This window comes from Spirosoma sp. KNUC1025, from assembly GCF_045160025.1.
Taxonomy (GTDB): domain Bacteria; phylum Bacteroidota; class Bacteroidia; order Cytophagales; family Spirosomataceae; genus Spirosoma.
The window spans coordinates 5,439,182-5,460,876 of sequence record NZ_CP087139.1; the positions used below are offsets into that span (position 1 = coordinate 5,439,182).

At 50.1% G+C, this 21,695-nt stretch carries 19 protein-coding genes; 8 read left to right on the forward strand and 11 right to left on the reverse strand.

What is annotated here, in order from left to right; all coding sequences use genetic code 11:
* Positions 1-58: 58 nt before the first annotated feature.
* On the forward strand, positions 59-730 hold the full coding sequence (locus LN737_RS23825; protein WP_405512627.1) for a hypothetical protein: 672 nt from the start codon (positions 59-61) through the stop codon (positions 728-730).
* A 255-nt stretch (positions 731-985) separates the two neighbouring features.
* Here LN737_RS23825 and LN737_RS23830 read toward each other — a convergent pair whose 3' ends face one another.
* From LN737_RS23830 to LN737_RS23850, 5 genes are all read right to left on the reverse strand, one after another.
* Positions 986-3,307, reverse strand: a complete 2,322-nt coding sequence (locus LN737_RS23830) for a glycoside hydrolase family 65 protein (protein ID WP_405512629.1) — start codon at positions 3,305-3,307, stop codon at positions 986-988.
* 23 nt (positions 3,308-3,330) lie between these two features.
* Entirely contained in the window at positions 3,331-3,906 is a 576-nt protein-coding gene (locus LN737_RS23835) for a DinB family protein (RefSeq protein WP_405512631.1), read from the reverse strand.
* Between the two features lie 65 nt (positions 3,907-3,971).
* Entirely contained in the window at positions 3,972-4,577 is a 606-nt protein-coding gene (locus tag LN737_RS23840) for an NTP transferase domain-containing protein (protein WP_405512633.1), read from the reverse strand.
* Between the two features lie 108 nt (positions 4,578-4,685).
* Positions 4,686-5,444 (reverse strand): tRNA pseudouridine(38-40) synthase TruA, encoded by a 759-nt coding sequence (truA, locus tag LN737_RS23845; RefSeq protein ID WP_405512635.1) that lies wholly within the window; start codon positions 5,442-5,444, stop codon positions 4,686-4,688.
* Between the two features lie 275 nt (positions 5,445-5,719).
* Positions 5,720-6,922, reverse strand: a complete 1,203-nt coding sequence (locus tag LN737_RS23850; protein ID WP_405512637.1) for a helix-turn-helix transcriptional regulator — start codon at positions 6,920-6,922, stop codon at positions 5,720-5,722.
* A gap of 205 nt (positions 6,923-7,127) precedes the next feature.
* Here LN737_RS23850 and LN737_RS23855 point away from each other — a divergent pair, with 205 nt between their 5' ends.
* The 6 genes from LN737_RS23855 to LN737_RS23880 all read left to right on the forward strand — a co-directional run bounded on the left by LN737_RS23855 (position 7,128) and on the right by LN737_RS23880 (position 16,040).
* Positions 7,128-8,558 carry an aldehyde dehydrogenase family protein gene (locus tag LN737_RS23855; RefSeq protein WP_405512639.1) on the forward strand — a complete coding sequence of 477 codons (1,431 nt, stop codon included), beginning with the start codon at positions 7,128-7,130 and terminating at the stop codon, positions 8,556-8,558.
* Positions 8,559-8,783: 225 nt separating this feature from the next.
* On the forward strand, positions 8,784-9,089 hold the full coding sequence (locus LN737_RS23860; protein WP_405512641.1) for a hypothetical protein: 306 nt from the start codon (positions 8,784-8,786) through the stop codon (positions 9,087-9,089).
* 11 nt (positions 9,090-9,100) lie between these two features.
* Complete coding sequence (locus LN737_RS23865; RefSeq protein ID WP_405512642.1) at positions 9,101-9,718, forward strand: TetR/AcrR family transcriptional regulator; 618 nt, start codon at positions 9,101-9,103, stop codon at positions 9,716-9,718.
* 460 nt (positions 9,719-10,178) lie between these two features.
* Entirely contained in the window at positions 10,179-10,742 is a 564-nt protein-coding gene (locus LN737_RS23870; protein ID WP_405512644.1) for a bifunctional nuclease family protein, read from the forward strand.
* A 193-nt stretch (positions 10,743-10,935) separates the two neighbouring features.
* Positions 10,936-14,952 carry a C25 family cysteine peptidase gene (locus LN737_RS23875; RefSeq protein ID WP_405512646.1) on the forward strand — a complete coding sequence of 1,339 codons (4,017 nt, stop codon included), beginning with the start codon at positions 10,936-10,938 and terminating at the stop codon, positions 14,950-14,952.
* A complete protein-coding gene (locus LN737_RS23880) occupies positions 14,952-16,040 on the forward strand; it encodes an acyltransferase (RefSeq protein WP_405512648.1) in 1,089 nt (362 codons plus the stop codon). The genes LN737_RS23875 and LN737_RS23880 overlap by 1 nt, the downstream gene beginning before the upstream one ends.
* Here LN737_RS23880 and LN737_RS23885 read toward each other — a convergent pair.
* Both LN737_RS23885 and LN737_RS23890 read right to left on the reverse strand, forming a co-directional pair.
* Entirely contained in the window at positions 16,037-16,312 is a 276-nt protein-coding gene (locus LN737_RS23885) for a hypothetical protein (RefSeq protein WP_405512650.1), read from the reverse strand. The genes LN737_RS23880 and LN737_RS23885 overlap by 4 nt on opposite strands.
* Positions 16,313-16,728: 416 nt before the next feature.
* Positions 16,729-17,391, reverse strand: a complete 663-nt coding sequence (locus tag LN737_RS23890) for a thiamine diphosphokinase (protein WP_405512652.1) — start codon at positions 17,389-17,391, stop codon at positions 16,729-16,731.
* A gap of 161 nt (positions 17,392-17,552) precedes the next feature.
* Here LN737_RS23890 and LN737_RS23895 point away from each other — a divergent pair, with 161 nt between their 5' ends.
* Positions 17,553-18,722 (forward strand): glycosyltransferase family 87 protein, encoded by a 1,170-nt coding sequence (locus tag LN737_RS23895; RefSeq protein WP_405512654.1) that lies wholly within the window; start codon positions 17,553-17,555, stop codon positions 18,720-18,722.
* On the opposite strand, the gene kdsB is transcribed toward LN737_RS23895, so the two are convergent.
* From kdsB to lspA, 4 genes are all read right to left on the reverse strand, one after another.
* Positions 18,705-19,460, reverse strand: coding sequence for a 3-deoxy-manno-octulosonate cytidylyltransferase (gene kdsB / locus LN737_RS23900; protein WP_405512656.1), 756 nt, complete (start codon positions 19,458-19,460; stop codon positions 18,705-18,707). The genes LN737_RS23895 and kdsB overlap by 18 nt on opposite strands.
* A gap of 51 nt (positions 19,461-19,511) precedes the next feature.
* Positions 19,512-20,231 carry a phosphatase gene (locus LN737_RS23905; protein WP_405512658.1) on the reverse strand — a complete coding sequence of 240 codons (720 nt, stop codon included), beginning with the start codon at positions 20,229-20,231 and terminating at the stop codon, positions 19,512-19,514.
* A gap of 84 nt (positions 20,232-20,315) precedes the next feature.
* Positions 20,316-21,167 (reverse strand): 3-deoxy-8-phosphooctulonate synthase, encoded by an 852-nt coding sequence (gene kdsA, locus LN737_RS23910; RefSeq protein WP_405512660.1) that lies wholly within the window; start codon positions 21,165-21,167, stop codon positions 20,316-20,318.
* 13 nt (positions 21,168-21,180) lie between these two features.
* Entirely contained in the window at positions 21,181-21,684 is a 504-nt protein-coding gene (gene lspA, locus LN737_RS23915; protein ID WP_405512662.1) for a signal peptidase II, read from the reverse strand.
* Positions 21,685-21,695 lie beyond the last annotated feature (11 nt).

The window sequence follows — 21,695 nt, forward strand, 5'->3', positions numbered from 1 at the left end:
AGTTTCTATGACAAACCAAAATAGTAACCTCCCTTCTTTTTCCTTCACGAAATTACGTATGCAAAGACGTATTTATGGGCTTCTTACCGGATTGATTTCACTTATGGCGCTGCCGGCATGCGGTCAGCGACAGGAGTTATCCATTTCGCCGATTGGTCTTGTTTACCCCAAAAATCAGCTTCTTCAATACGAACGGTACGTTGACAAGCGTCAGAGCTTTACTGTTTCACTGGGGTATAACGCTGACAGTTACAGGCTGCCACTTTCACTACCCCGCCTGGAACGCTTTACGAACACAAGGGGTACAGTTGGTTATCGGTATTACGTTCCGGGTCTGGGGCTCGGCGACGAACTGACAATCTTCGGCTCCGTTCGCGCCGTTGTCGATCATTCCAGTCTAAGGCTTACATCCGACTCCCGCTATATTATCCCCTCCGATTCCTTACAGGCGGCAGGTTTTTCGCTGGCTCCCGAATTCCTGTTTGGTGGAAAAGCCACTTTGTTCAATCGCATTACGTTGTCAGGAGCGATTGGTTTGCAGTACCTGTTCAAGCTGTTTCCAACGAAGCAAATTACGAGCAATCAAGCGTATTGGGATGCCGTTTACTGGACCAACGATCAGCAGGACTGGCACTATAAGCGTAGCGTGGTGACCAGTTATGGTCAGGGCTGGTACCCATCCGTCCAGGTTACCGTTGGCGTAATACTTGGCAAGCGCACACCCTGGTAGGCCATTGAAAGCGTTCCGTGTGTGTAGTTTGATAATCAACAGCACGCCTACGACACACCGTTGATTATCAGAACATTGCGCTATAACCATTCAATCCCTACGGGATCGGATCATTCATAACTGCCACAAAACAACAACGCCGAAGGCATCTTTGCTTTCGGCGTTGTTCGTACTGGCAATGTGTTACTAGGTATGGTTCATCGGGTATAACTAATCGGGATAAGCCACTTCAAATTATTTTCGTCTTTTTACAAATCAGACCTTGACCTCTTGCCCTATTGTCTTCTGGCTCTCTGCTTTTACCGTAACGTCTTTACCGTACAACCGGATCGTGATCGGCTGTGATGAGAAGTTTTGTACCGTTACGTCCCGCTGCGTAGTTGTGACCTGAATCAGTACGTCCCGAAACCGGATTTTGAAAGCTACCGATTTCCAGTTTTCGGGGCAGTACGGGTTCAGAGACAGTTGATTAGCTTCAACACGCAACCCACCGAATCCTTTCACAACGGCTAACCACGTACCGGCCATACTCGTAATATGACAGCCATCTTCCGTGTCGTTGTTGTAATCATCGAGGTCGAGCCGGGCCGTACGCAGATACATCTCATAGGCTTTCTCTTTCATGCCTAATTTGGATGCCTGAATCGAATGAACGCAGGGCGACAACGACGATTCGTGTACCGTCATGGGTTCGTAGAAAGCATAATTACGTCGGAGTGTATCCGTATCGAACTCATCTTCAAAGAAATACAAGCCCTGCAATACATCAGCCTGTTTGATGAAACACGACCGCAGTATCCGGTCCCACGACCAGTGCTGGTTGATAGGTCGCTGCCCTTTCGGAATATCGCTTACGGGCATCAGGTCTTTATCCAGAAAACCCTCCTGTTGCAGAAAAACACCCAGTTTTTCATCTTCAGGCAAATACATCTTGTCGATAATCTGCCCAGCGGTAGCCAGTTCTTTTTCTTCGCGGAAATGAATCCGGTCGATCAGTTCGGCGTATTTTTCGGGGTTCAGGGCTTTCACCTTCGCTACCGATTCTACCGTATAACGTAGCGTCCAGGCGGCAATGTAGTTGGTGTACCAGTTATTATTGACGTTGTTTTCATATTCATTTGGGCCCGTCACGCCCAGCATAACGTACTGGTCTTTGGCTTTCGACCAGTTGACGCGCTGACTCCAGAACCGGCTTATGGCAATCAGCACTTCAAGGCCATATTCGACCAGATACTGCTCATCGCCGGTGTAGCGTACATAATCATAGATGGCATAGGCGATGGCGCCGTTCCGGTGGATTTCCTCGAACGTAATTTCCCATTCGTTGTGGCATTCCTCGCCGTTCATGGTCACCATTGGATACAGCGCAGCTCCGGCCCGGAAGCCAAGTTTCTGGGCATTTTCAATGGCTTTCCCCAACTGTTTGTAGCGGTAGATCAACAGGTTTCTGGCTACTTTCTGATCGGCTGTAGACAGGTAGAACGGCAGGCAGTAAGCCTCTGTATCCCAATACGTTGAGCCGCCATATTTTTCACCCGTAAAGCCTTTGGGGCCGATGTTCAACCGCTCATCTTCGCCGGTGTACGTCTGGTTCAGCTGAAAAATAGTAAATCGAATGCCTTGCTGAGCGGCAATATCACCTTCGATAATAATGTCGTTTACTTTCCACTTATCCGCCCAGGCCTGCTTCTGCTCGAACAGCATTTTATCGAAGCCTTTACGGGTAATTCGCTGGATGTATAAGTGAGCTTCCTTGATGATCGTATCAGCGTCATAATTCAGCGACGATAGATTAACGCCGTACTTGAAAATGACCGTTTCCTGCCCCTGCCGACAGTCGAGCGTAATGCGGTTCGCTACGTATTTTTCGTATTTGATGGGCTGTGATTGAAAATCGACCTTTACCCCGTCCTGCTCAATCTCCACGCACATACCTGTCGCTACGTGAAAGGCTGTTTTGCGTGTACGGAGTTCGATGTAGGCTTCACCATAGCCGGTTTCCTTGCGCACTTCGTCCCAGAAGGTCTCGTCGTAGTTCGCATCGCGGTTACGTATGTCACCATCGATATAGGGCGTAATGGTAATTTTGGCGTCGAAATTCAGCGGTTTGATGGCGTACCGTATCGCTCCCGATTCGTCGTCTACAATGGAGCAGAAGCGTTTGGCATGCACCTGAACTTCTTTACCACTTTTCAGGCGGGCCACAAACGAGCGTTCGAGGTAACCTTCCTGCATGTTCAGCACCCGCCGAAAGTCGCGGACTTCGCACTGATTCAGATCGAGCGTTTCGTACTCAATATCGATGCCGATACCAATCCAGTTGGCGGCATTCAGGACTTTGGCAAAGTAGTGCGGATAACCGTTTTTCCACCAGCCGACGCGGGTTTTGTCGGGATAGTATACCCCAGCTACGTAATTACCGAGGAGGGTTTTACCAGAAAATTTTTCTTCGAACGAACCGCGTCCGCCCAGTCGGCCATTGCCGATCGACATCACGCTTTCGGTAATCTCATTATAGTTACGGTGAAAACCTTCTTCAACGATATTCCAGGGGTCGTGTTGTAAATAATGTTTCATTCAAAGCATAGGTTGATAATACTTTATAACGCAAATGTACCCATTTCCGCTTTTACACGCATGGCCTGGTTCATGTGGCGCTCCGTGTGTGCCAGCAACATCAGGAAGGCATCGCCCAGACGAATTTTGAGCCAGTTTCCAAACAAAGTCATCACTTTCTCCCGATTCCAGTCGAGGTAAACGGCTTTGTCCAGTAACGAACGTAACAAGGTTTGAAGCTCCAGAAACTGCGCCAGTACGTCGGCCGGAACCAGTTCAGCGGCCGGTCGTGGACGAATTATTCCCGGTGCAGGCAGTTTGATTTTCACCTGCGGATCGACGGCAAACAACAGTGCTTTACCCACCCAATCGCTTTCGATCGTCTGATCAGCAGGATTGGCCTGCACCAGCCCAAGCTTATCGACCTTATGCTGGATGTTACGGATATAGAACCGTTCGGCCAGATTCAAATGCTGCAAACACTCCACTACGCTCCAGCGGTCGGGGGCGGGTTTCCAGCGAAGTTGTTGGTCAGTCAGGGTGGCAAACTCTCGTTCAACCGTTTCCAGAACGGTTGTCAGACGGGCCTGCAAGTGGTGGGCTGTGACTAGTTTTTGCATGAAATCAATTCGTTGGCAGTTTCCCTAAAGAGCGAATCTCCCGGGGCGGTTAGGGATGAGCGGAATCATTGAACCTGTATCTGTGCCTGCTGAAACTGCTCGATGTCGCGCTTGGAATTCAGATCGATAGCCCCTGCTTCAAACGGCACCTCCGAGCAGTCGTTTCGATGCCGGACAATAACCCATTGCAAGCCTTTATCGCCTTCCAGCTGAAGCAGTTCTGTAATATAATCGCGGTTAAACAAAGCCGGAACGCCAACCTGAGTACCATAACGACAGGCCACAATTCCTTTGCCTTCATCCTGCCTAACTTCGAGCATGTGCAGGAGTAACCCCAGCGATACTAACGGCTGATCGATATGCAGTACTAGCACGGCATCGATGTCTTTATGGGTCAGATACAGAGCCGCCAGTCCCGTTTTGAGCGATGATGCTTGTCCGGTTGGCCAACTTGGATTATCGACCAGTGTGATGGGCAACCCGGTTAATTCAGGCACAATGCGGGCGCGATGAGCGCCCAATACCACTACAACCGGGCCGCGTTGCAACGCCAGTGCGGTGTCTGTTACACGACGGATTAGCGACTGCCCTTTGTAGATCAATAACTGCTTAGGTTCCCCTCCCATTCGTGAAGATTCACCGGCCGCCAATATGATAGTTCCTATTTTCAAGTGAATTCTTTTTTGATGAAAGATAACGAAAAAAAGAGCGAATGAGTGAATGAGTGAATGAGTGAATGAGCGAAAGAAAAAAATCTGTGTAGCTGTTTACTCATTCACTCATTCACTCATTCGCTCTTTAAATACCTCATTCGGATACCCCACTTCAACCAATGATAAGCCTTCTGCCGGGGCTGCCCGGCCCGCCTGCCTGCGGTCGCGAGCCAGAATAATCCGGTCGATATCCGCGACGTTCAGCCGTCCCTGTCCTACGTCCAGCAGTGTCCCGACAATGGCGCGAACCATACCATGCAAAAACCGATTAGCCCGAATATGAAATACTAAATCGCCGTTTGGTTTTTGCTCCCAGTACGCCTGATCAATCCGGCAGTTGAACGTACGAACATCGGTCTTGACTTTGCTAAAGCTCTCAAAATCGGTGTGATACAGGAACCTATCAGCAGCCTCGTTCATTTGCACTACGTTTAGTGGAAGCGTAAATACGTAAACGAGCCCTTCCCGAAACGGATCTTTCCGGCGACTGATCTGGTACTGATAATACCGAAACGTAGCGGTATAGCGGGCATGATCATCGGCGCGTACAGGAAAGCAGTCGTACACGGCAATATCGGGCGGAATCAGGCTATTGAGCGACCGAAGAAGATGGCCCGGCAGCGGTACGTCGGTTTCAAAATGAGCGAATTGCTGGGCAGCATGGACCCCGGTATCCGTTCGGCCGCTACCGACAATACCCGTTGGCTGACGCAGAATGGTCGACAGTGCCGTTTCAAGAACTTCCTGTACACTACGTCCGTTGGGTTGTCGTTGCCAGCCGTGGTAATTAGTACCTCGATACGCCAGTTGGAGAAAATAACGCATAATACCGGCAAAAGTACAGCTAGTCGGCTTCAAAAAATGGTGAGGGGTTGTGGCTTCAGGACAATTCCAGTGACCACAACCCCTGCTTCAAAAGAGAAAGGAACGAAAAGTAGAGCGCTTACCAGTTCTTAAAACTGGCTTCGTTCGGGCCATCAATGCCGTCAGGAAGCCGTCTACTATGTTATCTAACCCAAATCTAGTTTCATTTTACCAGTGCACCCTACCCGTCTGCCAAAATCTTAGGCAATGGTACTGACCGGCAAGCTGGCGCTGGATTATAATCGCTCCACTTCAAATTTTAGCTCATCCACCAACTGCCGCAACCGATCTGTATTGGGCGTTGGTGGCGGCAGTTGCTGGCTTACAAATGCACTGATCTCCCAAACTTCCAGCACATCTTTTAAGGGCACTTCACGATTGGGAATATCACTACGATCGGCGGTGAGCAGCAACGTACCTTTCACTTTTACCTGGTTATATACCCGGCGGCAGTGAATGCCGAAACTTAAGCCATCAGCCCGCTGGGGTTGCAGAAGCAATACATAGAGCTTGCCATCGACAATATCGAACCAGTTGCGTACGAACTTTCCGACCAGTAGCGCGCCGGGAAACACAAAATCGTCGCCCGCTTCAAACGCCCGATAATGACCGTCGGGCAAGGTTGGCAGATGCATTGCCGGTAACCGATGCAAAAAGTCGGCCTGCTGATGGCGCTGGCTGTATTCCGTAAACTGAGGCTGCATGACCACCGGAATCGTAGGTGCCACCGAATGAGCTGGCTGGTTTTGGCGGATCGATGTGGCAGGCTCTTCATACACGTTGTTGAACGTAAATGCCTCTGCCTGTCGCCCAATAGCCGGCCGGGACTCCGATGGCGGCCCAAAGAGCTGATCAACCGACGAACGGCTCGAAACGCCAGCATCGGTTTGAAAGGCTGTCGGACGAGGGCGATCCTGTCCTGGACGTACCGGCGACGTAATAACGGGGGGACCCGGCACTGGATGCTCGCGTTCCGATGACCGACGCGACTCTTCCTGGGGTTTGTAAAACTTGTTCAGCACCGACGCCAACGGTTGTGGCTCGGGCGCCGGAGGAGCAGGCTGGGCAAAAATATCCGGGAAATCGGGATGCTGAAACGGATCGTCGTCGGTTGTCAATTTTCCATCCGACCGGATCGAAGGCTCCGATAGTCGATCATGTCGGCTGCTAAACGTATCCGTTGCCTTGTGCGACTGCCCCAGCGGGATGCTGAGGTTAGGCGTTTCGCGAAGTTTACGCAGGTCCTGTCGGGTTAATAATTCAACGGTTGTGTTGAACGCTTTGGCAATCGCCTGAATATTCTGCTGGTTCGGATTAGCGCGACCTTCTTCGTAGGCACCTAATAACGAGCGCTTTATATTTATCTTACGGGAAAACTGCTCCTGCGTCAGACCATTCAGCTTGCGCAGGTAGCGGATGTTGTCACTTACGAGCGTCATCCGGTTCGGGGTTGGCTAAAGTTTCAGCTAAGATAGACGATTCAGGATATAAATGCCAATTGTGAGCCATTCGGCTGTTTTTTTGTACTTTTAGAATAAAAAAGTTTACGTTTAAAGCGAACCATTCCGTACAGCGGGCTCCGCCCGGTTCTCGTCGGCCTGATAAGTTCTGAAACGTGAACCATCGGACAGACGAAACAGACGTATGACAACGCTCCCTCCCAGAGCCGATTTACACCTTGAACTGCGTGCTGGCTTTGACGCCCAGCGCCAGCAGGCTCCTCAAATGGCGCAGACGACCACAGCGGAACGTATTGAACGGATTCGCCGTATTCAACACTGGATTGTTGCCCATGAAACAGCCATTCAGCAGGCTATGTACAACGATTTTCGAAAACCGGCCGCTGAAGTGATTATTGGCGAACTGATGACGCTCCACGCTGAAATCAGATATACCATCCGGCATCTGAAGCAGTGGATGAAGCCCCATTCATTACCCACGCCCCTGGCCATGACGGGCACAAAAAGCTGGATACACTATGAACCCAAAGGGAACGTACTCATCATTGCCCCCTGGAATTACCCGTTCATGCTGATGATACGGCCACTCATAGCTGCTATCTCGGCCGGGAACGTAGCGATGATGAAACCGTCTGAACTGACACCGCACACCGCCCGGCTCATCAGGGAAATGATTACAGAACTGTTTCCTCCGCAGGAAGTGCTTGTTTGTGAGGGCGATGCCACCGTAGCGCAAGCTTTGCTGGAATTACCCTTCAATCATATTTTTTTTACTGGTAGCCCCGCCGTTGGCAAACTGGTCATGACGGCAGCCGCCAAACATCTGGCCTCCGTTACACTCGAATTGGGGGGCAAGTCGCCAGCTATAGTGGATGCATCGGCAGATCTGAAACAAGCGGCTTCTCAACTGGCCTGGGGCAAATGCCTCAACAGTGGACAAACCTGCATTGCTCCTGATTATTTACTCGTCCATGAGTCGGTGAAGCGGCCGTTTGTGCAGGCACTGCAGGCCAGCCTGAAAGCCATGTATACGGCCGATGGTCAGCCAACCGAAGCGTCTGACAGCTACGCCCGTATGGTAAATAACCAGCATTTCAATCGGGTTCGGGCATTGGTAGACGATGCCCTTGCGAAAGGAGCAACCGTTACGTTGGGTGGCAACATGAATGCAGACCAGAATTTTATCGAACCAACAGTGCTGGAAGGCGTTACGGACGACATGCGGGTGATGCAGGATGAAATTTTTGGACCTGTACTACCTATACTCACGTATACACAACTCGACGAGGCCTTACGTATCATCAACCAGCGTCAGAAGCCATTGGCCCTCTACATCCACAGCCGCGATCGTCAGCACACGGACTACGTTCTGGCTCATACTTCCTCAGGCAATACGGTCGTGAACGATACGATGCTCCACTTCGGCAATGTCGAATTGCCGGTTGGGGGAATCAACAATAGCGGGATTGGTAAAGCGAACGGTTTTTTCGGGTTTCAGGAATTCTCTAACCAGCGCGGGATTATGCAACGCGATTTTGGCACTATGAAATTCATTTATCCACCCTATACGGAAAGAGTGAAGAAGCTGCTAAAGCTTATCCTAAAATACGTATAGACGTCTTCTAAATCCATTTCTGGCAATTAACAGAGCTATAAGCGGTAAAAGATGGTTGTCATGAGAATATGAAAGCAATTTCATACCATAAAGACGTATATTGAGCGGTCTTATTTGTTTTCTTAGTAAATTCATCAATTCTAAAACTAACGTAACGCTTGGCCTCGTGAACGGTATACATAAACTTCAATTGGATAATGGTGCTTACGCAAACCTGCTGGGGGGTTGAACAACCTGTACTTCACTGACATTAGCGGTAATTCCTCAGATTTCAATTTTTACCAGCAAAGGGACTGGATGTCGGAGTCGGCAGTAATTGATAATCTTACCTACCGTCGGGGCGAATGGAAAGTCGAACTCATTTATGCCAATAAGCTAAACCCGCTTCAGTTTATCAAGCGCACGCTTAGCTCACATTCCTGCCTTAGGCAAGCCGCCCAACGAGCGTATCACATGCGTCAGATGGCTACTAAAGCTCTTTCGTCGGCCACGACCGGTACGCTAAATCAGGCGTCCATTTCGTTTAATTAGCTATCCCTCATATGCTCAACACAAAGGAACGTATTTTGCAGGCATCCATCCGTCTGTTCAATGAATTTGGTATAGATCATGTGCGTTTATACCAGATTGCGGAGGTTACCGGCATTAGCGTAGGAAATCTCGTTTACCATTATAAAAATAAAGAAGCAATCATTGAATCGATCAATGGGCAGATCACGGAGGAATTTTCGGCTATTGTTCGGCAATACCTACAGCAGCCCGGTTTCGTTGACTTCGATTATCAGATAGCCCAGTTCTACCGATTCTTCGGGACGTATTGTTTTTACATAGCCGAGTTTCTCAAAACAACTCCCTCATCCCTCGAAAGTCGAACGCTGTGGCAGGAATTAGTCAACCGGATGCTGATTCAACTTCAAAGCCGACTTGATTTTCACGTTAAGCGTAGTGATCTGGTAGCACCACCTGCCAAGGAAGTGTATGAGGCACTGGCCGAAAGTATCTGGACAACGTTGGTTTTTTATCAGGCCCACTGTGCCATGAAGGGCATTCCCTGCGACGAAGCGAGTTACAAAAATGCGGTGTGGCGGCATGTGAAACCTTATTTTACCGAACAGGGTGCCGCTGAGTTTACTACAATAATTCTGCCTTTATTAGTCTGACTTTAGGCCCATCCTCCTGCTAAGTACAACTACTTATTCCTAACAATTCATAGCTTTATCTTGCGGAGTTAATTCCGCAGGCACTTCTTCACTCTCCAGTGATATATGACCATTTCTTGTTTAGGTACTTTCCTTCCGGAAAGTATATTTAGACAAAAATCAGGCGCTCACCTGATTTTTATCAGGTAAGCAGAATCCCCTATTTACGAATTTTACGATCAGCCTGACCCTAATTTAGGTTTGGACTGACAATATGCAGCTCGCCGGAGATCAGGCACGGGTAAGATAGCCCTTTACTAGTTCTCCTGACGGTTTGCTGCTCAGACAATATTCACAGTGGGAATTCATTGTACGCACACTATACAACTATCCGTGCAACTGGCCCAGTGATGAAAGTTTGGTCACACCCTGTTCATCAGCATCATCAGCGAGTTTAGACGGCTGACTACTAATTACGGGAATGAATAACGTCGAGTTATCTATTGTAGGGCTTTCAGAAAGCGTTTCAAAGCCGGGGAATTATACCCTGGTTCTGGAAGAACCTATAAGCAAACGACGAATCCCGATGGTTATCGGCCCGAACGAAGCGCAGTCCATTGCCATTGCGATGGAGAAAATGCAACCATTTCGTCCACTCACCCACGATTTATTCCAGCAAGCCCTAACCCGTTTGCAAACTCATTTGCAATGGGTCTTCATTAAACGGCTCGAAGGGCAGGTTTTCTACGCATCCATTTTCCTGAAATCGGAAACGAGCGATGAACCGATTGAACTGGATGCCCGCCCCTCCGATGCTATTGCTTTAGCCGTTCGATTCAATTGCCCTATTTATGCTACCCAGCAGGTTGTCGATGTTTCGGCTTATACAGTTCACACAAAGCAACCCAATAAGAAAAACCCGTACGCTGACTACACGCTCGAAGAGTTAGAAGCGCTGTTGGCAGAAATTATCACAACAGAAGATTACGAAAGTGCCGCCCGCGTCCGGGATGCAATTGAACGTCGGCGGAGTCGAAAAGAGTAAACTGGTTGTACCTATAAAGCGTCTATCCACCCTAAACGATACCCTTCCTGAGCGTTTGTTCAGGAAGGGTATTTGTTGAGACTTTGCCCCCATTTCATACGTCAAAAGAATTTAGTACCCCTACAAATCGGGCTTACTGACTTTCGGCTCAAATTCTCAGGGCTGCTGAGCCGTGACCGAAATTAGACGACGTATGTATATGCCACACCCGCTGGTTCGCTGTATTCTGATTCTGCTCACAATTGATTCATTACGTATACAGGCTCAGTCAGTCAATGATTCTGATCCTACTCACTGGATCAATTATTCACAAACGTATTTCAAGATTCCGATTGCTCAACGAGGTCTTTATCGCATTACGTCGGATGAACTGATGCGAGCAGGCGTTCCAATCGGTCAGATTGACCCCACAACAGTACGGTTATTCCATCGCGGAGTCGAACAGGCGATTCACATAGCTGGTGAGACCGACAGGCATTTCGATACAGGCGATTTTCTGGAATTTTATGGTCGGGGCAACGATGGCACGCAGGACTCGCTGCTCTACCGGCCGCGCGCTGCTCAACCGCACACCTATTACAGCCTGTTCAACGATACAACCGCTTACTTTCTTACCTGGCAGCCCAACGGTGTACCCGGTAGGCGGATGAAGACATATATGGACACGTCTACTACCGGACTAACAGCCGAACCATACCACTGGGAAGAAGACTTACGCTTGTTTACCAGCAATTACCCTGGCTGGGCAGCGGGTATACCCCCCAAAATTGAGTACAGCTACTACGAGTCCGGCGAAGGATACACGGGACCCGTTCAGCAAAAAGACAAGCCTTATACACTTACCTTTTCGCTGACGAACGCCATCCGAACCGGGCCCAGTCCGCAGCTGGATATTTTGTTGGCTGGCCGTGGCTTTACAGACCATCTGGTTGAAAGTCGAACTGGCTCAACGCTCAGTACCCAGCAGTTGCTCGATTCAGTCCGGTTTTCGACTTATGATAATGCCCGGATTCACAGGGCCATCAACTGGAATGATGTTGGTAGCGATGGTCAGCTCCTTGTTTCGACCGTTTCCCGAAGCGATGCCAATACCGATGCTTATTCCGTGTCGTATATCCGGCTTCGCTATCCGCAGCGGCTCAGCATGAACGGGCAGTCGCTGCGCCTGTTTCAACTGGCTCAAAACCCTAAAGGGCGCTCGCTTATCAGCATTACGGACGTAACGCCCAACACGCGGTTCTGGGATGTTTCGGACCCGACGGCACCCGTGCGTATAGGCTCCTCACAGACGCCAGCAAAGACAGCCTCGTTTGTGGTGCAACGTAGCGATTCGGCTCGAATAATTCTTGGAACAAGTCAGCCAAAATCCGTTCACACTATCCGGCCTGTACGCTTTACAAACTGGCAGGAACGCAAACCAACATACCTGATTATCAGCCATGAAGCACTAATGCAATCGACTGCGGACGTACCGAACCCCGTCAAGGCGTATGCAGCCTACCGGGCTTCGGAGGCAGGCGGTGGTCATGATACGCTGACTGTCACCATGCAGCAATTGATTGACCAGTACAGCTACGGCGAACGGCATCCACTGGCTATCCGACGATTTGCCGACCAATTGCTCAGGCAAAGTCAGGGAAACCTGCAATTTCTGCTGTTGATGGGTCGGGGTCGTAGCACGCCCGGCATTCGGCGTGAACCCGACCAGGCCAGCCTTGATATGGTCATGACGGCTGGATTTCCGGGTTCTGATATCGCTTTTACGGCCGGACTGAACGGTGCAGATGCCGACGTACCAGCGCTGCCAACAGGCCGTATTAATGCCGGTACGCCCCAGGAAGTGATAAACTACCTGACCAAAGTGAAAGCGTATGAAACCCGGACTGCCGACATGCTCTGGCGCAAAAATCTGTTGCACCTGAGCGGAGGAGAAACCCCCGCAGAGATCCGCTTATTCCGTAACCTGGTTGATTTTTACCGGGATCAGGCTGTTGATCAGGCGTTGGGCGCACAGGTAACAACGCTCTCGAAAACAACCGACCAATTTGTAGAGTCCATCAACGTAGCGAAACCCGTCAACGAAGGCGTCGGACTTATGACGTTCTTTGGTCACTCGGGGCTGGACGTAACAGATCTTGACGTTGGCTTCTGCTCAAACGATGCACTCGGCTATCATAATCAGGGACGTTACCCGCTCTTACTCGTTAATGGATGTGCTATTGGAAACTTCTTCTACGGTCGTCCAACCCTGTCAACGGATTGGGTGCTTACCCCCAACCGGGGTGCCATTGCCGCCATCGCTCATAGTCATCTGGGTTATCCGGACGTACTGCATAAGTATACTACCGCCTTTTACAGCCTCTTGGCCGACAGCACCCAGTTGTATAAGTCTATTGGGCAGCTTCAGCAGGAAACCATCCGACGAGTTCTGGCTCATTCATCCGACGGGCGGGCACTGGCCAATAGTCAGCAGATGGTGTTGCAGGGCGATCCCGCTATCCGGTTGTTTCCGTTCAGAAGCCCGGACTATAAACTTTCTTCGGGCGGGTTAGCGGTTCAGGATGCGAATGGCCAGCCGTTACGTTCATCGAGCGATTCGGCCTATGTTCGGGTCCTTGTTCAGAACTTAGGGCAATACAGGCAGGGAACGCTTCCCGTGCGGGTTCGCCGGTTTGTGAACGGGCGAGAATCGGGCATTTTTAATTGGGTATTGCCGAAAACAATTGCTTATCAGGATACACTGCTTCTGGCATTCCCCAACGAATCCGATAGCGAAGGGCTAAACCAGTTTGAAGTAACCATTAACCCCGCCGATTCACCAGCCGCGCAGCCGGAAAGTAATCGGGCCAATAACCAGGCAGTGGTTGAACTGACCTTAGACAGCGTCAGTCCCGTTCTTATTTATCCGGCGCCCGGCAGCACGGTCAACAGCACATCTGTCCGACTGACAGCGCATTACGCGGCTGTCTCACCGCAACGTTTCGAGCTGGAGTTCGATAGTACCGCCCGGTTCAGCAGTTCAGCGTACTGGTCAAAACAACTGACGGCCTCGACTGACATTAGTTATCCGATCACCTTGCCCGACCGGCCGAACGTAACGTATTACTGGCGCATCCGCCGGATCAGTAATACAACAAATTCGGCCTGGGTAACGGGTACGTTCCTGTATGCACATGGCTCTGTTACGTCTGGTTTGCCCGAAGGGCAGATTCAGCTGGCCAGGCCTTTGCCCGCTGATATTCAGCAGGGTGATCGAGTGAACATTCCGGTAGGGTTCACGAATCTGAGTCCGTACCCCTTCTCCGACTCGCTTGTGGTTCGGCAAACCATTTATGCGTCCGGGCTAAGCAATCCGCAAACAAGCCAGTGGCGTATAATGGCTCCAATAGGAAACGATACGCTCTGGTTTACGTCTTCGGTTTTCACGGAAAAGCTCCCCGGCCTCAACCGGATTATTCTGACCGTAAATCCGCGTGTCGAGCCAGAATACTCATTTCTAAACAATACGCTCGATATAGCTTTGCCGGTTCAGCCGGACGAGTTTGGTCCGTTGCTCGACGTAGCATTCGACGGAGCCCGGATTACCGACGGTGCCGTAGTTTCGGCTAATCCCGTAATCGACGTACTGGTTGCCGACGAAAACCGTTCATTGATCCGGCGCGATACGCTGGGTCTTGATTTATTCCTGAAACAATCAGGAAAGCGCACTGACTTCCAACGGCTCAACTGGCAACAGGCTAGCGTTCAGACAACCGGACCAGACAATGCATTTCGGATACGTTATCCGTTTCCAACACTCGCCGAAGGTGATTATCAATTGCTGGTTACGGCCCGCGATGCCGTTAGTAACTCTGCCGTACCGTATCAGGTCACCTTCCGCGTCGTGAGCGAACAATCCCTGACCAGTCTGGTCGTTTATCCAAATCCATTTCGTGGTCAAACCCTTTTTACGTTTACCCTTTCGGGCCAACAGGCGCCTGCCAACGTACTGATCACGCTTACAGACCGGACCGGACGTGTGGTGAGGCACTTAAGGCAGGCAGTACGTATCGGGCGTAATGAATGGGCGTGGGACGGGCGTTCTGACACTGGAGAAATTCTCCCGGAAGGGACCTATATCTACAAACTCGTCATCAGCGACCCAACAGACTGGCACGTTGATACCTCTCTGAATGAGCAACTGAGCGGCCGAATCGTATTACTTCGCTAATGCCCATTTTCATCACGACTCGACCTACGGAACTAACCAAATCATCCGATTATCTACCCGCCTTAACGGGTATTCGGGCAGTAGCCGCTTATCTGGTGTTTCTCCATCATTATCAGTCGGCAACGCCCGGTACGTTTGCGAACAGACTGTTTAACCAAGGTTACATTGGCGTATCCATCTTCTTCGTATTGAGCGGCTTTCTGATTTATCACCGCTACCCAGATGCGAGCCTGACCCACTCAAACAGGTGGTGGCGCTTTCTGCAAAATCGGTTCGCCCGAATTGTCCCGCTGTATACCATACTCCTCCTCCTGACCATCGGCCTCAAGGCGCTTGCGGGCCGACCAACGAGCGTACCCCTTTCGGTACTGAACGTTACCCTGCTCAAAGGTTTCTTTGATACGTACAAATTCAGTGGCATTCCGCAAAGCTGGAGTTTGACGGTTGAAGTTTGTTTCTACCTGGTGGCCCCACTCCTATTCGTCAGTGTACGGCGATACGGTCCCGTTTGGCCCACAATTGTCCTGATCAGCCTGGGTGTACTGCTGTGGGCCACAGTTGGCCAGGCAAGCCCACCTGGCTTTTTCGGAACCCTGCCGTTTGTATTTTTCTACACGTTTTTCGGCAGGTCGTTTGAGTTCCTGATGGGCATGTGGTTAGCGCAACGCTGGCAACAGAAGAGGTTACCAGCGTTGCGCTTTGCAACAGTTCGTGGGCTGTTGACAATCATCGTCTGCGTACTTTGGCAGGCCAATGTTTCTCTGGTCACAGCCAGTCAAACCTTATTGCTATGTAGTGAGGTTATGGCGTACAACATCCTCCTGCCCGTGGGGATTGCCATGCTTTTTCTTGGCCTGCTTCGCGAACCGACTCTTGTACAGAAAGGGCTTGGCACTCGCCTTATGCAACTGGCAGGACGTACCTCCTACGCGTTTTATTTAGTACATCTTGGTGTTATTGCCGATGCTTTACAGAAACTGGGCGTACGTAATATTGGGTATCTTTTTGGTTTGTTCTTACTGATAGCTCAGGTGCTGTATTTCACGATCGAAAAGCCGTTCCATCAGCGTTTTCGGGCTGTTGCTTAGTCGAAAGGCAGCTCAATCTGATGCAGATAGATGGCCAGGTATTTCGTATTGGCCGGGCTATCAGGGTAATGATTAGCTGAATAGAGCTGCCATTGAACAGATCCACCTGGTAGTTTTTTTGCGGAGTAGCTTACTTCTATAAAATGCCCCCGGATGTGGTAAAGATCAATTTTAACGGAAACTCGGGTGAGGGTGATTAAAAATGTAGCCGAACTATTGGCAAGCTCAGCTAACTGGTTCGGTGTTAGGCGGTTCAACGTGTATTCGTTCATAGTGCAGATGGCTGAAGATCGTGAACTTATGACGAAGTGTATCTAAATCCGCCACACAAAAAGTCGACTAATTCCTATTTTTAATTCAGATCCTGTTCATCTGATAACCATAAGAATACCGGCTTATCAAAAAGCATTACGTTAATACACCCGAATTATTTGCTATCACCCTTTATTACGTCACAATACTTTCACCCAAGGACGATCAGTAACATAATTTTCATAGTATGTTACATGCGCATCCCTGCCGTCCGCTGATTTTGTTTCAGCGATCGCTCATTGAGTCAACCAATTTCTCAGCTAAGTAGTGATATATATATTTTCTCCTACTGCATCAATTTAGCAAGCTGCGAGATTCAGCGAGTCTAACACCGGTGGGCCTATGTGCCCTCCGGCATTTTCACCGCCTGATGATTCTAGTCCCAGCATTCCATAATCAGCAAATCGCCGGTTTGGGCTTCGATGCGGACAAATCCATCGTCAGCCGCTTCGTTGCTGCTACTGGTGAAATACCCCAGCTTTAACGTAGCATCCTGCAGGTTGTATTTTAATCCTTCTGAGGTAAAGCCCGAAACAGTGCCGACCGGAATGAGCGATATAGGGGTTCCGGCTTCGTACCATTTCTCGAATCGCCCGACGAGAGGGAATATTTTGGAGTGGTCATCGATCATCACAATACGTATCTGATCTTTATACCGAACGATATTGGTCATGTTCGTCAGGCTATGATCCGCCCGACGACCGGTAGCCCAAACGATGTTGACAGCCGGAAAACCTCGCTCAATCAGAAATTCGATGCCTTTATCGAGATCGGTTTTATTTTGATCAGGTGCATGAATAATTTCCAGCGGATACTGCTGCGCCCGTATGGCGTCCAGGTCCAGGCTTCTGTCGAAATCCCCAAGCAGTACGTCCACTTTGATGCCTAGCTCAAGCACCCGCCAGATAGCGCTATCGAGCACAACGACCGTGGGGCTCCATTCCAGAAGCTGGCCCAGCAGGTCAGGCTGGCAGGCTTCGCCATTGGCAATGAGCAGGGCAGGCTCCTGTTTTTCGCGGACAATGTGGTGTGATGACATAAATAGGCTTTATAATTCAGCAGCGAAGCAGGTTTCGAGGACAGGCTAAAAATCACGGACTGCAAACTTCGACCCATAAACTTCAAACTCCAAACCACGTCCGTCTATTTAATTCCTGCCAATCCTGCTAATTTTGTCTTTCTTAAGACCGATTTATTCCATTGCAACGCGTTTTTCATTTTCTCACCCTGCCTCGTGTAATTGGGCTTTATTTCTTTCTTTTCTGCCTGGTGGCAGTTCAGAATTATCTGCTTGGCTATGGTAATTATAACAATTACCTGATGTTTGCCAAGCCCTTCCATAACCTGCTGCTGAACAAAAGTATCTACGGTCTGCATCCGGAACTGTACAACGACAACTATAAATACAGCCCTACGTTTGCCTGGCTGATGGGCCCGTTTTATTACCTGCCGGTCTGGTTTGGCGTTATTCTCTGGAACTTGCTGAATACGGTCGTTTTACTGGCAGGCGTATGGATGTATCTGTCCGACGAAAAAGACCCGGCCAACCAACGCCGTATCGCCTTGCTGATTATTATTCTGGAAGCTTTAATTACGGCCCAGAACCTGCAAAGCAATAACCTGATTGTCGGGGCAATGCTGTTGGGCTTGTATCACCTGCGCAACGAACGGGTCTGGCAGGCAGCCTTCTTTTTCGTACTCTGCGCCTTCATCAAATTCTATGGCGTTGCCGCTGCGGGTTTCTTTTTGTTTTACCCCAAGAAACCGCAGTTTATTCTGGCTATGCTTGTCTGGACTGTTCTGCTGGCGCTAGCCCCGCTTACGCTGATTCCTCCGGCCAGTCTGATCGCCGAATACGAAGAGTGGTTCCGGCTTGTTGTCGAGGTTAAATTGGGCTTACAGGTATCGGTGATGGGTATTGCCGAAGCCTGGTTTGGTATGGCCAAGACGGACGCTAATTACCGCATCGTTGAAGCCGTTGGCGCTACGTTGTTTCTGCTTCCTTTCCTGCGTTTTGGGCTCTGGCAGGACCGGCTGTTTCAACGACGCATGATCGCTTATTTTTTCCTGTTTATGATTGTATTCAATAAAATGGCCGAGTCGCCAACCTATGTAATGGCCGTAACGGGCGTAGCGCTGTGGTGGATTACGCTCGATACGCCGTCAGAACTGGACAAACTACTGCTGATTTTAGTCATTGTGTTCACATCTCTTTCCCCCACCGATATTTTTCCGCACGCGGTGAAGAAGTATTTTTTTCAGCCTTACAACATCAAAGCAGTTCCGTGTATTCTGGTATGGGCGCGGGTTCAGTACCAGATCTGGATGCAGCAAAATACAACCCGCCCCCGTTTACAACCCGCTTCGTAAGATTTTCTCGATATCCGCCGGACTATCTACCGTTGGCGTCTGATACGTCGTTGTGACCAGTTTGATACGATATCCTGCCTCCAGCCAACGCAGTTGCTCCAGCGATTCGGCCTGTTCGAGCGAGGACGGGGGCAACTGCGTAATCGCTTCCAGTACGTCGGCGCGGTAAGCATATAGTCCGACGTGCCGATGGTAATTGTGATGCCTGTGCCACTGATCGGGTTCAATGCCTGGCAGGTAAGGAATGGCGGCCCGGCTGAAGTACAAAGCCTCATTCTGGGCGTTGATGATGATTTTCGCTTCTTTAGGATCATGCAGCATTTCGGCCGAATCAACCGTTGCCATCTGCGTAGCCAGTTCAACCGTACCGTCAAGGATAACTGCCAATTCGTCAATCTGCGTCGGGTCGATGAACGGCTCGTCGCCCTGAATATTGATTATGTAATTCGATTGGCCAGGGTGTACGCTGCCTTCCTCTATAAGCCGGTCGTACGCTTCCCAGCAGCGGTCGGTCCCGCTCGGATGATCAACCCGCGTCATAACCGCTTCTTCACCCAACTGGCGCACGGCTTCGGCAATACGGTCGTCATCCGTGGCAACCACAACTTTTGCCAGCGATTTGGCTTTTTTCGCCTGTTCCAACACCCGCTGAATCATGGACTTCCCACCGATATCGGCCAAGGGTTTGCCCGGAAAACGAGTTGACCCATACCGGGCCGGAATAATTCCAATAATCATAATTTGATAGGCAACGCTTGCTACGTAATCTGTTTTGTCAGCGTTATTTAATTAGACGGGCAGTATTTGTGTTTTGGGCTGGGGACCGTCTGCCCCAACTGTCCAGTACGTTGGTTCGATGGCTTGCCGTTGCTGGTAATATTGATCGTAAACAGGTCGATAGCGGAGTCGTTCGGCCATCACGGAATCGAACTGACCGAGCAGGCCAAGCATAAGTTCACAGCCTTCACGTACGGCAAACTGGCCGCTCTGATTGCCCGTTACGTAATCCACCAGTCCGTTTTCAACAACGTAACGGGTAAACAGTGGGTTGGCATTCCGACGAACCATAACGCGCACACCGGCGATTTCGGCGACAGACAGATCGAGCGCATCATCGAAGAAAAAGGCGACTTCGTGGGGTTGCAGCTTGTGCTGATCCAGAAAATGCGCCAGTACGTCCACTTTATGCTTGGCCTGTGAATAGCAGGCATGAAAATGCTCGCGCTGCACCAGCCCATCAGCCAGTACGTTCGTTACCCCCGTTACGATGGCAACGACGGGCAACTGTCGATTGTGATGCAGCCAGAATCCGAAGCGAAGCAGGTTCGTACCCATCGAGTCTACCTCGCTAAATGAGCTGCTCCCCGAACCCGTTTTCACGCCGTCGTTGAACACGCCGTCCCAATCGAACACAATGGCCCGAACGGATTTCAGCTTCTCCGTCAACGTATCGACTGGCGTTATAAACTGCCCGCCCAGAGCGGTGAAAATTTGTTCGATTTCAGTCATTCGTCAATGGATATTGGTCATTAATCATTCGTTGTCAGGCATTAACGAATGATGAATGACCAATGACTTATACCCAATAGCAGATTATGCCAGTTCTGGCAGCGTGTTCCGGTATTTCACTTCTACAGCGTGCAGTTCGAGCAGCGGCTTCAGGAATTCCTCCAGATAGCGGATATCCAGCTGGCTGGCTGCATCGCATAGTGCTTCGGATGGGCAGGTGTGCGTTTCGACAAACAAACCATCCACACCCGCAGCCACACCGGCACGAGCCAGCACCGGCAGGTATTCACGCGCCCCGCCTTTTGCATCGGCAGATGGAATACCGTACTTGCGAATCGCGTGCGTTACGTCGAACACAACCGGATAATTGGTACGTGCCATATGGTAGAAACTGCGCGGATCAACCACCAGGTCATTGTAGCCGAAAGTATATCCGCGTTCGGTCAGGATAATCTGATCGTTGCCCGAATCTTCGATCTTTTTGACCGGGTGCTTCATATTTTCCGGTGCCAGAAACTGCCCGTGCTTTACGTTCACAACCCGCCCTGTTTTGGCAGCCGCCGTAACCAGCATGGTCTGCATACAGAGGTAGGCCGGAATTTGCAGTACGTCAACCACTTCGGCTGCGGGCGCACACTGATCCGGATAATGAACATCCGTCAACAGCGGGAAGCCAAACTGCTCCTTCACTTTGGCCAGAATCTGCATACCCTTTTCCAGACCGGGGCCATTGTAGTAGTTCAGGCTGGAGCGGTTGTCCTTCTGAAACGATGATTTATAGATGATTTTGATGCCGACCCGCTCCTGAATTTCGCGAAGTTGTTCGGCTACCGTCATCATGATTTTTTCGTCTTCAATTACGCAGGGACCGCTGATAAGGAATAACTCATCCGATCCGCATTCGATGTCGCCCACGCGAACGATTTTTTGAGACATTGGTTCTGTCGTTTTAAATGAATTGCCCGTCATCCTGCTGCCGTTGCAGAAAGGAATTGAGCAGAATTAGGCCAGCCCCCACCATAACTGATACGTCAGCCATGTTGAAAATGCCGGTTTGAAAAATACCGTAACTGATATGTAAAAAATCCGTTACCGAGCCATACGCTATTCGATCGATGAGGTTGCCAATGCCCCCGCCAATGATGAAACAAGCACCAGCGACAAATAAGCGGGGCGTATGGAGTCTGAGCAGTACGTACGCAAAACCCAGCATAATCGCCAGTATAGGCAGGATAAGCAATAAAGCGTTTTTAACGAGAGGAGGCCACGAATCGCCTAGACTTAAGAAAGCCCCTGAGTTTTCGATCTTCGTAATGGTGAGATGGCTGTTTAACAGGCTGATACTTCCGCCGTAAGCGATCTTTTCCCGAATGATAGTTTTGGATACCTGGTCGCACCCGATATTCACCGATACCGTAAGAAGGATAAGTACGATTCTAAATACGTTTCTCATCAACAACCGAT

Coding starts and splice junctions, on each gene's coding strand:
- LN737_RS23825 (WP_405512627.1), top strand. CDS start 59: ATGCAAAGACGTATTTATGGGCTTCTTACCGGATTGATTTCACTTATG.
- LN737_RS23830 (WP_405512629.1), bottom strand. CDS start 3,307: ATGAAACATTATTTACAACACGACCCCTGGAATATCGTTGAAGAAGGT.
- LN737_RS23835 (WP_405512631.1), bottom strand. CDS start 3,906: ATGCAAAAACTAGTCACAGCCCACCACTTGCAGGCCCGTCTGACAACC.
- truA (WP_405512635.1), bottom strand. CDS start 5,444: ATGCGTTATTTTCTCCAACTGGCGTATCGAGGTACTAATTACCACGGC.
- LN737_RS23850 (WP_405512637.1), bottom strand. CDS start 6,922: ATGACGCTCGTAAGTGACAACATCCGCTACCTGCGCAAGCTGAATGGT.
- LN737_RS23855 (WP_405512639.1), top strand. CDS start 7,128: ATGACAACGCTCCCTCCCAGAGCCGATTTACACCTTGAACTGCGTGCT.
- LN737_RS23865 (WP_405512642.1), top strand. CDS start 9,101: ATGCTCAACACAAAGGAACGTATTTTGCAGGCATCCATCCGTCTGTTC.
- LN737_RS23870 (WP_405512644.1), top strand. CDS start 10,179: ATGAATAACGTCGAGTTATCTATTGTAGGGCTTTCAGAAAGCGTTTCA.
- LN737_RS23875 (WP_405512646.1), top strand. CDS start 10,936: ATGTATATGCCACACCCGCTGGTTCGCTGTATTCTGATTCTGCTCACA.
- LN737_RS23880 (WP_405512648.1), top strand. CDS start 14,952: ATGCCCATTTTCATCACGACTCGACCTACGGAACTAACCAAATCATCC.
- LN737_RS23885 (WP_405512650.1), bottom strand. CDS start 16,312: ATGAACGAATACACGTTGAACCGCCTAACACCGAACCAGTTAGCTGAG.
- LN737_RS23890 (WP_405512652.1), bottom strand. CDS start 17,391: ATGTCATCACACCACATTGTCCGCGAAAAACAGGAGCCTGCCCTGCTC.
- kdsB (WP_405512656.1), bottom strand. CDS start 19,460: ATGATTATTGGAATTATTCCGGCCCGGTATGGGTCAACTCGTTTTCCG.
- LN737_RS23905 (WP_405512658.1), bottom strand. CDS start 20,231: ATGACTGAAATCGAACAAATTTTCACCGCTCTGGGCGGGCAGTTTATA.
- kdsA (WP_405512660.1), bottom strand. CDS start 21,167: ATGTCTCAAAAAATCGTTCGCGTGGGCGACATCGAATGCGGATCGGAT.
- lspA (WP_405512662.1), bottom strand. CDS start 21,684: ATGAGAAACGTATTTAGAATCGTACTTATCCTTCTTACGGTATCGGTG.